At 54.3% G+C, this 14595-nt stretch carries 16 protein-coding genes; 6 read left to right on the top strand and 10 right to left on the bottom strand.

Annotated features, from left to right (window positions below; genetic code table 11):
* Window positions 1–2: 2 nt before the first annotated feature.
* The 3 genes from C2U41_RS23205 to C2U41_RS23215 form a co-directional block, all read right to left on the bottom strand.
* A complete protein-coding gene (locus C2U41_RS23205) occupies window positions 3–449 on the bottom strand; it encodes a PTS fructose transporter subunit IIA (RefSeq protein ID WP_003847887.1) in 447 nt (148 codons plus the stop codon).
* A gap of 182 nt (window positions 450–631) precedes the next feature.
* On the bottom strand, window positions 632–955 hold the full coding sequence (locus C2U41_RS23210) for an AzlD domain-containing protein (protein WP_003847885.1): 324 nt from the start codon (window positions 953–955) through the stop codon (window positions 632–634).
* Window positions 955–1614 carry an AzlC family ABC transporter permease gene (locus C2U41_RS23215; protein WP_103848506.1) on the bottom strand — a complete coding sequence of 220 codons (660 nt, stop codon included), beginning with the start codon at window positions 1612–1614 and terminating at the stop codon, window positions 955–957. The genes C2U41_RS23210 and C2U41_RS23215 overlap by 1 nt, the downstream gene beginning before the upstream one ends.
* 101 nt (window positions 1615–1715) lie before the next feature.
* On the opposite strand from C2U41_RS23215, the gene C2U41_RS23220 reads away from it, so the two are divergent.
* A complete protein-coding gene (locus tag C2U41_RS23220; protein ID WP_003028726.1) occupies window positions 1716–2264 on the top strand; it encodes a helix-turn-helix domain-containing protein in 549 nt (182 codons plus the stop codon).
* A 57-nt stretch (window positions 2265–2321) separates the two neighbouring features.
* On the opposite strand, the gene rhaM is transcribed toward C2U41_RS23220, so the two are convergent.
* The 5 genes from rhaM to rhaB form a co-directional block, all read right to left on the bottom strand.
* Window positions 2322–2636 (bottom strand): L-rhamnose mutarotase, encoded by a 315-nt coding sequence (gene rhaM / locus C2U41_RS23225; RefSeq protein WP_003847882.1) that lies wholly within the window; start codon window positions 2634–2636, stop codon window positions 2322–2324.
* Window positions 2633–3781: a lactaldehyde reductase gene (gene fucO, locus C2U41_RS23230; protein ID WP_003847880.1), complete on the bottom strand. Its 1149-nt coding sequence runs from the start codon at window positions 3779–3781 to the stop codon at window positions 2633–2635. The genes rhaM and fucO overlap by 4 nt, the downstream gene beginning before the upstream one ends.
* Before the next feature lie 126 nt (window positions 3782–3907).
* Window positions 3908–4735: a rhamnulose-1-phosphate aldolase gene (rhaD, locus tag C2U41_RS23235; RefSeq protein ID WP_003847879.1), complete on the bottom strand. Its 828-nt coding sequence runs from the start codon at window positions 4733–4735 to the stop codon at window positions 3908–3910.
* A gap of 58 nt (window positions 4736–4793) precedes the next feature.
* Entirely contained in the window at window positions 4794–6053 is a 1260-nt protein-coding gene (rhaA, locus tag C2U41_RS23240) for an L-rhamnose isomerase (RefSeq protein ID WP_103848507.1), read from the bottom strand.
* On the bottom strand, window positions 6050–7519 hold the full coding sequence (gene rhaB, locus C2U41_RS23245; protein ID WP_103848508.1) for a rhamnulokinase: 1470 nt from the start codon (window positions 7517–7519) through the stop codon (window positions 6050–6052). Before rhaB ends, rhaA begins: the two co-directional genes overlap by 4 nt.
* A 303-nt stretch (window positions 7520–7822) precedes the next feature.
* On the opposite strand from rhaB, the gene rhaS reads away from it, so the two are divergent.
* Both rhaS and rhaR read left to right on the top strand, forming a co-directional pair.
* Window positions 7823–8671 (top strand): HTH-type transcriptional activator RhaS, encoded by an 849-nt coding sequence (rhaS, locus tag C2U41_RS23250; protein ID WP_103848509.1) that lies wholly within the window; start codon window positions 7823–7825, stop codon window positions 8669–8671.
* Window positions 8672–8802: 131 nt separating this feature from the next.
* Window positions 8803–9651 (top strand): HTH-type transcriptional activator RhaR, encoded by an 849-nt coding sequence (gene rhaR, locus C2U41_RS23255; protein ID WP_103848510.1) that lies wholly within the window; start codon window positions 8803–8805, stop codon window positions 9649–9651.
* Here rhaR and rhaT read toward each other — a convergent pair.
* The gene (rhaT, locus tag C2U41_RS23260) at window positions 9648–10682 is read right to left on the bottom strand and encodes an L-rhamnose/proton symporter RhaT (protein WP_003840477.1); all 1035 of its coding nucleotides are present in this window, start codon (window positions 10680–10682) and stop codon (window positions 9648–9650) included. The two genes, rhaR and rhaT, sit on opposite strands and share 4 nt — an antisense overlap.
* 289 nt (window positions 10683–10971) lie before the next feature.
* Here rhaT and sodA point away from each other — a divergent pair, with 289 nt between their 5' ends.
* Both sodA and kdgT read left to right on the top strand, forming a co-directional pair.
* Window positions 10972–11592, top strand: coding sequence for a superoxide dismutase [Mn] (sodA, locus tag C2U41_RS23265; protein WP_003840480.1), 621 nt, complete (start codon window positions 10972–10974; stop codon window positions 11590–11592).
* Window positions 11593–11825: 233 nt separating this feature from the next.
* Complete coding sequence (gene kdgT / locus C2U41_RS23270; RefSeq protein WP_048216996.1) at window positions 11826–12809, top strand: 2-keto-3-deoxygluconate transporter; 984 nt, start codon at window positions 11826–11828, stop codon at window positions 12807–12809.
* A 41-nt stretch (window positions 12810–12850) separates the two neighbouring features.
* Here the strand turns inward: kdgT and C2U41_RS23275 are convergent, their stop codons facing one another.
* Window positions 12851–13747, bottom strand: coding sequence for a dihydrodipicolinate synthase family protein (locus tag C2U41_RS23275; protein ID WP_003847870.1), 897 nt, complete (start codon window positions 13745–13747; stop codon window positions 12851–12853).
* A 152-nt stretch (window positions 13748–13899) separates the two neighbouring features.
* Between C2U41_RS23275 and yiiM the strand changes: the two genes are divergently transcribed.
* Complete coding sequence (gene yiiM, locus C2U41_RS23280; RefSeq protein WP_003028749.1) at window positions 13900–14574, top strand: 6-hydroxyaminopurine reductase; 675 nt, start codon at window positions 13900–13902, stop codon at window positions 14572–14574.
* The last annotated feature ends 21 nt before the right edge of the window (window positions 14575–14595 follow it).

Here is a 14595-nt window from a genome sequence, read left to right on the forward strand (position 1 = left end):
CCTTATGAGGTTAAGGTCTGATTAAGCAGGGCGAGCACCTGGCTGGCGTCACCTTGCTTCAGTTGATCGATGAAATCCTGATGAATGATTTTGCGGCACAGGGTGCCGATGATTTTGACCTGATCGTCCTCGCCGGTTTGTGGCACGCCGAGGCAGATCCAGCAGTTGACGTCCTCGCCGTCGCTGGCTTTCCAGTCCACGTTTTCTGACTTGCGCGCGAACAACACAAAGGGCTGCCTGATGCAGGCGCTCTTACCGTGCGGGACGGCAATACCCGAGCCAAAGCCGGTGGAATGCAGCTTTTCGCGCAGCAATAGCGTTTGCAGGAAAATGCTGCGATCGGAGACATAGCCATTCTGAAACGCCATATCTGCCAGTTGCTTGAGGATGGCATACACGCTATTCCCCTGAATATTCAGGTCAATGCAGTTAGCTGTAAGGGTTGTCATGTGGGGGGCTCCGTTAAAACTATTTGATTTGATTCTAACGGCGAGATGGCGAAGAGATGAGCGGCAATATGTCAGCGTGGAATGACAATTTGGGGCCGAGTTAGCGCGTGGTTTTGTGGGGTAAAACACACAACGCTACAGGCGATTACCCTGATGAATATTTCGCCAGGGTAATTATTTTTTTAGTGTATTCCCGCCATCCTTAACAATGCGGTCACCACCGCGGCGGCAACGATCACCACGATTAGCGGCAGCTTGCGCCAGGCGAGAAATACCGCGAAGCCAACCCCAAGAACCCGCGCCATACCGGCAAAGTGTTCGCCTTCGTAAAAGGTGGTCGCCAGCGCAACGGAGAACAGTAGTACCGTTGCGGCGTCGGAAAGCAGCGCCTGCGAGCGTTCCGAGAACGCTAAACGACTCCCAAGCTTCGCTCCGCCTAAACGCATTAAATAGGTTCCCAGAGATAAGATGGCGATACCGACGATAAACAGCGTCATGTTGCCCATTATTTTTTCCTCGTCAGTAAGCCAAACAGTGAGAGCAAAACCGGTAAACCGACCGGCGCAAAGGGGATGGCGGCAAGCGACAACCCGGCACCGCTACAGGCGCGAATCAGTGTGGTGCGGTTTTTAAAGGCCGGGACCACTAAGGCCAATAAAATTGCAGGGAAGACGGCATCCAGACCGATGGTTTCCGGGGCGGGGAGCAGTTTGCCGACGCCCGCGCCGATCAGTGTGCCAACAGGCCAGAAAATAGCGACGCCCAGACCGCACAGCCAATAGGCTGCTTTACGTTGTTCGGGTGTTTTTTGCGACAGGCCGAATACTACGCTTTCGTCGTTCATGATATGACAGCCGAGGAAACTCGCAGCCCGGGAGCCCACAAGATCGCGCACCGTGACGCCAAACGGGATGTGTCGGGTGTTGACCAGTAAACCGGCAGCCGCAGCCGCCAGTGGGTTACCGCCGCTGGCGACGATGCCGATAAACATAAACTCGGATGCACCCGCCAGCACGGTAATAGAGAGCACAAACGGTACCCACAGCGGGAAGCCGTAGGCCATTGCCAGCGAGCCGTATGACATGCCGACTACGCCGACGGCCAGACAGACTAAAAATATTGCTTTTATTGTGTCGCCTTTGAGACTGGAAAAATAATGTTTCATACCATTTTAGCCATATCGAACGAATTTCCATTATAATGAACGCGACCAGTTAATATTACAAGTCGAACGATTCGTTCGATATAAAGAACATGGAGTCGTGAATGACCCAGCCCATCAGTATGATCGCGAAAAGCCTGGTGCGTGAACGTCAGCGCACCGGTTTGTCATTGGCAGAGATTGCCCGTCGCGCAGGGATTGCAAAATCGACACTCTCGCAATTGGAAGCGGGCAATGGCAATCCTAGCCTGGAAACGCTCTGGTCGCTGTGTGTGGCGTTGGATATTCCCTTTGCGCGCCTGCTGGAGCCGCAGGAACAAAAAACGCAGGTGATTCGCCGCGGCGAAGGAACAAAAGTTGTGGCTGAGCAGGCCCACTATCAGGCCATTTTACTGGCCGCCTGCCCACCGGGGGCACGGCGGGATATCTATCTGCTGCTGACGCAGCCGGGTGCGGATCGGATTTCACAGCCGCATCCGCCGGGATCGGTTGAACACATCATCGTGACGCAGGGTAAGGCGATGGTGGGATTGACGGAAGCACCGGAGGAGTTAGGCGAGGGCGACTATATTTGTTACCCCGCTGACCAGGCGCATATCTTTAAAGCGCTGGAGCCTGACACCCAGGCGATTCTGGTTTCTGAGCAGAACTAACTGTTATGTTGCGTTGTGCCGGATGCGGCGCGTTAGCGCCTTATCCGGCCTACAAGACTACTGCAAATAAAACACTTCTTTTAGCTCTGCGCTGACCGGGCTGTTGTCTGGGTTGGCCGGCATTACGTCGCGCATATGCTTCCACCAACGTTGGCAAACGTCGGTGCTGGCAATGGCATTCCAGCGTTCTTCGGACTCAATCTCAACGGTGGCGAACAGCAGATTGCGCGCCTGATCGAGATAAATCGCGTAGTGATGGGCGCCGTGTGCTTTCAGCACCGCTTCCAGTTCTGGCCAGATGGGATTGTGCCGACGCTGGTACTCAACGTGCGCGTCGGCATTCACCTGCATTATAAAGGCCTTGCGAATCATAACGCCTCCAGATACAGCTCGCGGACCTCGTCGCGGCTGGCGGTGCGCGGGTTGCACGGCGCACACGGATCGGCCAACGCTTTATCCAGCCAGCCCTCAATATCCTCTTTCGTCACGCCAAGTGAACTAAAGCCCGCAGGAATACCGACACGCTTGCTGAGTGCACGAATCGCGTTGATGGCCTCCATACTTGCCGCTTCATCGCTCATGTCACGGGTATCGACGCCCATCGCCTGCGCTACGCGGGCAAAGCGCGCCACGGCGTTTGGACGGTTAAAGTTTTCGATTACCGGCAGCAGGATGGCGTTGCAGACGCCGTGTGGCAGATTATGGGTTGCGCCCGGCTGGTGCGCCAGCGCATGCACCAGACCGAGACCAGCGCTGTTAAAGGCCATCCCCGCCAGATACTGACCAAACGCCATTTGCTCACGAGCGTCGAGATTATGACCGTCGTCGACCGCTTTTGGTAGCCACAGGTTGATCAGGCGAATCGCTTCCAGCGCGTTAGCGTCGGTGAGCGGATGCGCACCAACGGAAACATAGGCTTCCACCGCGTGGGTTAAGGCGTCCATACCGGTTGCGGCGGTGACGGATGCCGGGATGTCCAGCATGACGCTGGCGTCATCCACGGCGATATCCGGGATGATATTCGGGTCGATGATCACCTCTTTGACCTTACGGGCAGAGTCGATAATGACCGCGTTGCTGGTCATCTCTGCTGCCGTACCGGCGGTGGTATTGATGGCGACCAGCGGTACACCCGCATTTTTCACTTTGCCTACGCCGGAGTAAGCAGTAGAAGGGCCGGGGTTGGCGGTCAGGATCTTCACCGCTTTAGCCGTATCGATCGGGCTACCGCCACCGAAGGCAATAATGTAGTCACATTTGGCGTCCTGATACGCCGCGAAACCTTTCTGCACCAGCTCTTCCGTCGGGTTTGGAAACACCTCATCAAACAGGTGGTAAGACATCTGATGTTCATCCAGCGCGGCAAACAGGCTATCCAGCAGGCCCAGCTTTACCAGTTGACCATCGGTGACGATCAGCGCTTTGCCCCATTGTTTATTCGCCACGAGGTTCGCCATATCGGCAATCGCGCCGGCGCCATGCAGGCTAATTTTTGGCAGTGCCAACATAAAGCTCATCACTATTCTCCTTAAAAAAATTCCCTGGTGCCCGATGGCGCTACGCTTATCGGGCCTACGGTGAAATGCGCACCGTCATGTAGGCCGGATAAGGCGAAGCTGCATCCGGCGTTGAGTGGGGAGGTATCAGTACAGCTCTATGGCGCTGGCCAGCGGCGTCACGCCGAAGCGTTTGCCAAGTGCGATCAGCTCTTCACGCGTAATGGTCTGCTTCATACCGCCCATCGAGTAAATCTTGACCAGAACCTCAGCGGATTTCTCTGCGGTATCGATCAAACCGAACGCTTCGTCGAGGGTGGGTCCACTGCCGAACACGCCGTGGAATGGCCACAGTACCAGCGAGTGTTTCTGCATTTCCTCGGCGGTCGCCTGACCAATTTCATCTGTACCTGGCACCATCCACGGCAGAATACCAACGCCATCCGGGAACACCACCAGGCACTCGGTGCTGCCTTCCCACAGCTTGCGGGTAATCAGCGCGGTGTTGTTTTCCAGCACGTAGGTCAGAGCGATCAGGTTGGTGGCATGGCAGTGCATGATCACGCGGTCTTTACCGTTCGTCGCTTTAATGCGTTCGCAGTGAGAGAGGAAGTGAGCCGGCAGTTCAGAGGTCGGTACAGCCTCGTGAGTCAGGCCCCAGAGGATGTGGTAGCCCGCACCGTCGCTGTCGATTTTCACCACGCCCAAATTGGCTGCTGGATCGAGCTGGACGTTGCGGAAAAATTTCCCCGAACCGGTGACGATAAACGGCGTATTCGCCAGCAGCGGCATCGGCTGACTCAGCGCGATATAGCGTGGTTTTTCGTGGAAATCGGCGCTAAATGGCGCGATATCTGCTTCATCAAGACGCAGCGTCAGGTTACCGCCGTTACGCTCGTCCCAGCCTTTCAGCCACGCATCAGAAGTGGCTTTTATCATCCCCTGGACGAACCAGGAAGTAGTAATGTTTTGCATGTTCGGTGTTCCTGTTTATTGCCCGAACGTTATCGGGCCTACAAGCCTGGTGTCACGGTTAGCTACGTTTGCTCAAAATCTCTTTTTCATAAGTGCGCACGCTGTCCAGCCACTGGCTGCCCGCTGGCGTGTCGTGACGCTGGCAATACATCTCCCAGACGGCCTGCCACGGCAGCGATTTTTGCTCTTCCAGCAGGGCCAGGCGTGCGGTGTAGTCGCCGCTGGCTTCGAGCTGGCGCAGTTGCTCGGTCGGTTCTAACAGCGCGCGCAGCAGGGCTTTTTTCATATTGCGGGTACCGATCACCCACGCGGCGATGCGGTTAATGGAGGCGTCGAAGAAGTCGAGGCCGATGTGTACGCGGTCAAACAGGTTGTGGCGCACGATCTCGCTGGCAATCGCCTGCGTTTCATCATCCAGCAGCACCACGTGATCGCTGTCCCAACGCACTGGACGGCTGACATGCAGCAGCAGGCGCGGCACGTACAGCATGGCGGCGGAGATTTTGTCGGAAATCACTTCGGTCGGATGGAAATGACCCGCATCCAGACACAGCGCCGTCTGGCGACTGGTGGCGTAACCCATGTAGAACTCGTTAGAGCCCACGGTGTAGCTTTCCGCACCGATGCCAAACAGCTTGCTTTCGACGGCATCGATATGGTGCGCCGGGTCGAGTTTCTCGCTGATCACTTCGTCCAGCGCGTCCAGCAGACGCTGGCGCGGCGCTAAACGATCAACAGTGATGTCTTTCATGCCATCCGGGATCCAGATGTTCATCACTGATGGCGTACCCAACTGCTCGCCAAAATACGCCGAGACGCGACGGCTGGCTTTGCAGTGATCGATCCAGAACTGGCGAATGGTGTCATCGGCGTGGGCCAGCGTGAAACCGTCGGCGCTCAGCGGGTGTGAGAAGCAGGATGGGTTGAAATCCAGTCCTAACTGGTTCGCTTTCGCCCACTCCACCCAGTTTTTAAAGTGCTCAGGTTTGATTTGATCGCGGGCAACCGGCGTATCAGATTCCAGATAGATCGCGTGCAAATTCAGACGTTTTGGACCCGGAATCAGGCTCAGCGCCTGCTCCAGATCGGCCCGCAGTTCGGTGGCGTTACGCGCTTTACCCGGATAGTTACCGGCAGCCTGAATACCGCCAGTGAGCGAACCTTCCGGATTTTCGAAACCGGCGACATCATCGCCCTGCCAGCAGTGCATGGAGATCGGCAGACGATCGAGCTGGCGTAAGGCCGCCTCGACATCAATGCCTACCGCGGCGAAACGCAGTTTTGCCAGTTCCCAGGCTTGTTCAAGTTGAGTGGTCATGCGCAAAGCTCCTTTGTCTGTCGTAGTGATTGAAACTGCGTCTGGTAGCGGGCAATTTCACTTTCAGGATTGGGAATGAAGGTGGTCAGTTCGTAGTTAGCGCGCACCACCTGACGGAAATCATCAACGTTGTTCAGCTCGTCCAGCGTCATCAGCTGGATGCCAATATTGCCGAGCGTGGAGGCCTCAATTGGCCCGGATACCACGCGAATACCGCAGGCATCTGCACACAACTGGTTCAGTAAGGTGTTCTGGCAGCCGCCACCGACAATGTGCAGTTGGCTAAATGCTGCACCACGCAGTTGTGCCAGCTCTTGCAGGATGTCGGCGTACAGCAACGCCAGGCTGTCGAAGATACAGCGCGCCAGTTCGGCGTTTTGCAGGGGTACGGGTTGGCCTGATTCACGGCATGCTGCCTGAATTTCTGCACTCATATCGTCGGGGTTGATAAAGCGATCGTCGTTCGGGTTTATCAGGAATTGACAGGCCGGCAGCGCTTGCGTTTGGCTGATAAGCGTTGGCAGGTCGGAAATCTGGCGCTCTTTTAATACGCGCTGGAGCAGCCACAGCCCCATAATATTTTTCAGGACACGGTAGCGCCCTTCCGCGCCGCCTTCGTTGGTGATATTCGCCGCCAGTGCCGCATCGTTGGTATACGGCGTTCTGCTCTCAAAGCCCATCAGCGACCAGGTCCCGGAAGAGAGATAGGCGCTGTTTTTGTCGGCCAGCGGAGAAGCTATGACCGCGCTGGCCGTGTCGTGACTGGCGACGGCTACGACCGGAATTTGATTTTTCTGCGGGCAAATCCAGTGACCAATTACGTTCCCCGGATGTGTCGGACGACCAAACCAGGCTTTGTCTGCTCCGGTCCACGCCAGCAGAGTGTCATCCCAGTCGTCGGTATTAATATTGACTAACTGGGTGGTGGTGGCATTGGTGTATTCCCAGTTCATTTTGCCGGTCAGGCGAAAGCTGAAGTAGTCGGGGATCAGCAGGGCATGGGCCACCTGCGGGAGCAGTTCTGGCTGTTGTTCAACCAGCGCACGCAACTGATACAGGGTGTTAAAGGGCAGAAACTGAATGCCGCTACGGCGGTAAATTTCACCTTTACCCGGCTGCGCCATCGCTTGCGCCATAATGCCGGTCGTGCGGCTGTCACGGTAAGAGACCGGCAGACCGACACGTTGACCGACGTTATCGATCAGAACGTAATCCACGCCCCAGGTATCAATGCCGATGCTGTCTATCCGAATGCCTTCATCGCAGACTTTTTTCAGGCCAAGACGAATATCGTTTTCCAGGCTGTCGATGTCCCAGGTGTCAAAACCGTCTGTTTTTTGCAGGCAGTTCACGAAGCGGTGGATTTCACGCAGCGTCAGGGTGCGGTGTTCACTGTCGTAACGCGCCAGCATTACGCGCCCACTGGATGCGCCGAGATCGACTGCGACACAATGGCGAAAAGTCATAGCGAGGTCCTTCTGAGTTTTATTGCACTCAGTCTAAGAACCCCAGATAACGCGTACCTTCTTGACAGTGACAGCCACAATTAGCGGCTGGCAACATGGCAAAGGTGAACGTGATGCTGTTCACAATTTCTATTAAAAGGGTCGGTTTTAGCGGATGTGACGTCTTCCGCAATTCCCGATCTTTCCCGCCATTTCTTGAAGAATTGACCGTGTTTACGCACTTTGGCGTCAAAAATTTAAGGTGAGGGTGATAACCCTTAATTACTATTCAGCCATGTTCATTTGATCGGGAAGGATGTCATCATGACGATATTGCATTGCGTGGATTTTTTTCCGACAGGTAAAGCGCCAGTGGCTATTGAACCGCGGCTTCCTCAACCTGCGTTTCCAGAACATCATCATGATTTTCATGAAATTGTGGTGGTCGAACATGGAACGGGGATCCATGTGTTCAACGGACAGCCTTACACCATCAGCGGCGGTACGGTGTGTTTCGTTCGCGATCATGACCGGCATTTATATGAACATACTGACAATCTGTGCCTGACCAATGTGTTGTATCGCTCCCCGGATGCGTTTCAATTTCTGGCTGGGCTGAATCAGCTTTTACCTCAGGAACAGAATGGGCAGTATCCTTCGCACTGGCGGGTGAATCAGGATGTGTTGCAGCAGGTTCGACAACTGGTGGGGCAGATGGAAGCGCTCGGTGAGGGGATGGATACACCAACGGCGGCAAATCGCGAGATCCTGTTTATGCAGTTGCTGGTGCTGCTGCGTAAAAGCAGCCTGATGGAAGCAGCGACCGATAACGACGCGCGGCTTAACCTCCTGATGGCGTGGCTGGAAGATAACTTTGCCGACGAGGTATGTTGGGAGGCGCTGGCCGAGAAGTTTTCCCTCTCTTTGCGTACTCTGCATCGCCAGCTCAAACAGCAAACCGGATTGACGCCGCAGCGCTACCTTAACCGCTTGCGGCTGATCAAGGCTCGGCATCTGCTTCGTCACAGTGATGACAGCGTGACAGACATCGCTTATCTCTGTGGATTCGGCGACAGTAACCACTTTTCGACGCTTTTTCGCCGTGAGTTCAAGTGGTCGCCACGCGATATTCGTCAGGGGCGCGATCTCGTTGTGGCAAGCAGCCTCCAGTAACGCGAAAGCTATCAACGTTTTTTATCGCCGAATCTCAGATAATCATGTCCCTTAACGCCGGATGGCGGCTACGCCTTATCCGGCCTACAGATTACGTGACACGTAGCCGCCACCCGGCAGGGAATATTGTGATGGCGAACCATCTGGTCCTTCTGAAATCAGACTTTTTTGCGCATGAGCAGCAGGCTGTCGCCGTAGCCGATCGTTATCCGCAGGATGTCTTTGCTGAGCATACCCATGAGTTTTGCGAGCTGGTTCTGGTCTGGCGCGGTAATGGCCTGCATGTCCTTAACGATCGCCCGTACCGGATAACCCGTGGCGATCTGTTTTACATTCGCGCCGAAGATAAACACTCCTACACTTCCGTTAACGACCTTGTGCTACAAAATATCATCTACTGCCCGGAGCGGTTGACGCTGAATGTTGACTGGCAAGGGGCGATCCCCGGATTTGATGGTGCGCCGAGGCACCCGCACTGGCGACTCGGTAGCGTTGGCATGAGCCAGGTCAGACAGGTGATAAGCCAGCTTGAGCATGAAAGTAATCAACGTGATGCGCAGGCTTTTACCATGGCTGAGCTGCTGTTCGGGCAACTGGTGACCCACCTTAAACGGCATCGTTATGCAACGGATACGCTCCCGGCAACGTCGAGCGAAACGCTGCTGGATAAACTGATCACCGCGTTAGCCGGTAGCCATGAGCATGCGTTCGAACTGAATAAGTTTTGCGAGCGCGAACGGTGCAGCGAGCGCGTTTTGCGCCAGCAGTTTCGCAGCCAGACCGGGATGACCATCAACCAGTATCTCCGCCAGGTGCGGGTTTGCCATGCGCAGTATCTGCTCAAACATAGTCGGTTGATGATTAGTGAGATTTCCATGCGCTGCGGCTTTGAGGACAGTAACTACTTTTCGGTGGTGTTCACGCGGGAAACCGGGATGACGCCCAGCCAGTGGCATCATCTCAGCACCCAACATGATTAGCTGGCCATTCCCAGACCCACAATGTTTGCCGCGACAATGATCACCACGCAGCCAAGGCTTAGCACACTGACCGGACGGCGACCCGCGTTTTTCCACTCTTTCAGCACCAGCCCGACAATCCCGCCGCACAGAACATAGAAGCTCATGTGCAGCATCCAGCTTACATAATCATATTGAGCCGGAATACGCGCGTGGCCCCAGGCGTAGAAGAAGAATTGCAAATACCACATCAGGCCACCAAGCGCAGACAGCAGCACGTTGGTGATAATCAGTGGTTTGGCTAACGAGAAGTCGGCTTTTATCGACAAGTTTTTCACTTTTGCCAGACGAATGAAGCAAAAGCCCAGGTTGACTAACGCGCCGCCGCCCATGATAACCACGTAGCTGGGCAGGGCGACATACAATGGATCGACACCCAGCGCGGCGGCGGCATCGTGCATTGGTTTAGCGGCGTTCATCGCAAATGACATCCCGGCGGAGAAAATGCCGCACATGACCGCCAGAACCAGCCCTTTTTTCAGGTTGAACTCTTCCGCTTTGATGCCCATTTTGCGTTCTTTTAACTGACCGGCCCGAGTCACAATACCGACGCCAATCAGCGCGACCAGTACGCCAAGCAGCGTCATGCGTCCGCCGGAAGTATTGATCAGCACATCAAAGTTGCCGTTGATAATTGGGGTCATCAGCGTGCCGACAATCAACGTAATCCCAATTGCAATGCCGATCCCCATCGACATACCGAGATAGCGCATGGTCAGACCATAGTTGATATTGCCAATCCCCCACATTGCGCCGAACAGAAACACCGGCGCCAGCGTAGAGAGGCTGAAAGAACTGAAGTAGGCCCAGAAATTGGGAAGCAACATGGCGCTAATGGTCCATGGCAGGATAAGCCAAGAGACGATCCCGCCAACCGACCACATCGTTTCCCATGACCAATGTTTGACTTGTTTGAACGGGGCATAGAAACAGGCGGCACTGGCTGCGCCTATCAAATGCCAAAAGATACCCATCGTAATCGCGTTACTCATGACTTAATCCTCGTTATTTTTTATCGTCGGTAATGACCCCTCCGACCAAACGAGTTTAAAAATTACGCAGGGTGTTAACCTTTTAACGATTGCCGCCATTTTGCGCATGTTGGCAATCATCACGTTAACTGGGTGATTCGGTTCACATCTTTAGCAATCAACATGCGCTATTAAAACCTTGTAAAAAGTACGGCATTGATAATCATTTTCAATATCATTTAATTAACTATAATGACCCAACTGCTTACGCGGCGTTAACACAGGCCGCCCGACAATACTGGAGATGATTATGAGTTATACACTGCCATCCCTGCCGTACGCTTATGATGCCCTTGAACCGCACTTCGATAAGCAGACGATGGAAATCCACCATACCAAACACCACCAGGCTTACGTAAACAACGCGAACGCTGCGCTGGAAAGCCTGCCAGAATTCGCCAGCCTGTCCGCTGAAGAGCTGATCACCAAACTGGATCAACTGCCAGCAGACAAGAAAACCGTACTGCGTAACAACGCGGGCGGTCACGCTAACCACAGCCTGTTCTGGAAAGGCCTGAAAACCGGTACTACGCTGCAGGGTGACCTGAAAGCGGCTATCGAACGTGACTTTGGCTCCGTTGACAACTTCAAAGCTGAATTTGAAAAAGCAGCGGCAACCCGCTTTGGCTCCGGCTGGGCGTGGCTGGTGCTGAAAGGTGACAAACTGGCTGTTGTTTCCACCGCCAACCAGGATTCCCCGCTGATGGGTGAAGCTATCTCTGGCGCTTCCGGTTTCCCAATCGTGGGCCTGGATGTTTGGGAACACGCTTACTACCTGAAATTCCAGAACCGTCGCCCGGACTACATCAAAGAGTTCTGGAACGTCGTGAACTGGGACGAAGCTGCCGCGCGTTTCGCAGCAAAAAAATAAGTTCTATGCTTTAACGAAGCCCTGCAAGCGATGCTTGTGGGGTTTTTTTGTGATCAAACTCAATATAAAAACAATGATCCACTTAAATTGAAACAAGGTTTTATTATGCGAGTGGGATCACTTTTATAGTCTCTATGAATGTCTATCTTCTTTTCATCAAGACGGGCGCATCTCAAAGCAAGATGCAATCGCCCATAAAAATTGCCCCATTTTTATGTCTACAGGTGATGGAAATGCAGATCAAACGTACGATAGAGAAAATCCCAGGCGGTATGATGCTGGTGCCGCTTTTCCTGGGCGCGTTGTGTCACACCTTTTCCCCCGGCGCCGGGAAATACTTCGGCTCCTTTACCAACGGTATGATCACCGGTACGGTACCTATCCTGGCGGTCTGGTTCTTTTGCATGGGGGCGTCGATCAAGCTAAGCGCCACCGGCACCGTGCTGCGTAAATCAGGTACGTTAGTCATAACCAAGATTCTGGTGGCGTGGGTGGTTGCAGCGATTGCCTCACGCATTCTGCCAGAACATGGCGTAGAGGTCGGATTCTTCGCTGGGTTGTCTACGCTGGCGCTGGTGGCCGCGATGGATATGACCAACGGCGGGTTGTATGCCTCGATTATGCAGCAGTACGGCACCAAAGAAGAGGCTGGGGCGTTTGTCCTGATGTCGCTGGAGTCTGGCCCGCTGATGACCATGGTGATTCTGGGAACTGCCGGGATCGCGTCGTTTGAACTGCACGTATTTGTTGGCGCAGTATTGCCGTTCCTGATTGGTTTTGCGCTGGGTAATCTGGATCCTGAGCTGCGGGAATTCTTCAGTAAGGCCGTGCAGACGCTGATCCCGTTCTTTGCCTTCGCATTAGGTAACACCATTGATTTGAGCGTGATTGCTCAGACCGGCGTGCTGGGTATTCTGCTGGGCGTGGCAGTGATTATCATCACTGGTATTCCATTGATTATCGCCGATAAACTGATTGGTGGTGGCGATGGTACGGCGGGGATTGCGGCTTCCAGTTCTGCGGGGGCGGCGGTTGCTACGCCTGTGCTGATTGCTGAAATGGTTCCGGCATTTAAACCGATGGCACCGGCAGCAACTTCCCTGGTCGCCACGTCGGTGATTGTGACCTCCATTCTGGTGCCGATTATCACGTCTATCTGGTCAAAAAGGGCCAAAGCAAGGGCGGCAGAAATTGATCTTCGTGGCACCGTGAAGTAAGTCTCTTAAGCCGGATGGTCTGCACCATCCGGCTTAATTATTTACCCTTTGACGACAAACACCTCATCGATTGTTCTACACTCACTCTCGTTCAACTCTCCACCGGCATTACGTGACACGCCGGAGCAATAGCCAAACTTACGCGATACCACGGTTTTGATGGTGGTGACAAAATCTTCGCCGATGGCATAGATGGACATGTAGGTGCCAATCTGGTCCTGAATATCGCGAAGCGCTGCCAGGTCGCCCTGCTTAAACGCTTCCCGCGCGCTGACAAACAGTTCCGGCATGACGTTGTTCAACCCTGAAATAATCCCTGCGCCACCTGCCAACAGGTTGGGAATATAGTATTCGTCGTAGCCGGACAGCACGGCAAAATCCTCCCGCACGGCGCGGGTAGTCTGAATCATACTGCGAGTATGAGACTGGCAGTCGACGGTGTCTTTGATACCAGCGAAATTCGGGAACTCAGCGGCGAGGGAGGCAACCAGCTCGGGGGTTAAATCGCAGCCGGTGCGTGCCGGGAAGTTATAGGCAAACCATTTGCCGCTGAGTTTCTGCCCCAACTGACGGAAGTAGCTCAGCAGCTGTTTCGCCGTTTGTCCGTAGTAGTAGGGCGGCAGGATCATCACGGCATCGTAACCTGAGCGATACGCTTCCTGCGCCATCAACAATACATCATTCTGGCAGGTGGATGAGACGTTGGCGACCATCTTCAGCGAGCTCATGGCGCGGGCCTCGCGGATCAGCAATAGCCTTTCTTCGAGCGTAAAGGAAGCAAATTCCCCGATGCTGCCCATCAGCAAAATCACATCGATTTTGGCCTCGGTAAGGCGTTTGAGATGCTGGTTTAGACCGTTGAGATCGATCTTACCGTCATTGTCCATTGGCGTAATGGAAGGACACCAGACGCCAGCAAATTGCGATTGACCAGTCACGTTGTCGACTCCTTATTTGAAATGATGTTTCAAAACCAGCTTACATTGATAGCATGTGTCCCTAAGTTTCATGTGAACCGTGCTCTCATTTTGAGCGACTGGGGTAAAATAAATGTGGTGTAATGGGGGAAATTTATCGGGAGAGGGAACAGATGCGATATCCGGTCGATGTTTTTACGGGCAAAGTTCGGGACTACACGGGAAGCCGTCCCAGCGCGATTGCTAAAGTCCAGATTGACGGTGAGCTGATGCTGACCGAACTGGGGCTGACGGGAGATGAACAGGCGGAAGCGAAAATTCATGGCGGGCCGGATCGCGCGCTGTGTCACTATCCGCGTGAACACTATCAGCACTGGAGACAAGCGTTTCCGGAGCAGGCGGAGCTATTTGTCGCGCCCGCGTTTGGTGAGAACCTCTCTACTGAGGGGCTGACTGAAGAGAATGTGTATATTGGTGACATTTTCCAGTGGGGAGAGGCGTTGATTCAGGTCACGCAGCCGCGCTCGCCGTGCTTTAAGTTGAATTTCCATTTTGGCATCAGCGATATGGCCTGCCAGATGCAGGATGCAGGTAAGACGGGCTGGCTGTGCAGCGTCGTCGCGGCAGGGCTGGTATCTGCAGACGCGCCGTTGATCCTGGCGTCACGCGTGAGCGACGTCAGCGTGCGGGAGGCAATTGCTATCGCCTGGCATATGCCGTTTGATGATTCGCAATATCACCGTTTACTGTCGGCTGCCGGGTTATCAAAAAGTTGGACCAGAACGATGCAAAAGCGTCGTTTAAGCGGCAAGATCGAAGACAATTCCCGCCGTTTGTGGGGGAAATAATTCCCCCTGTCCGTGGAGGCC

Source organism: Citrobacter freundii complex sp. CFNIH4, from assembly GCF_002934505.1.
Classification (GTDB): domain Bacteria; phylum Pseudomonadota; class Gammaproteobacteria; order Enterobacterales; family Enterobacteriaceae; genus Citrobacter; species Citrobacter freundii.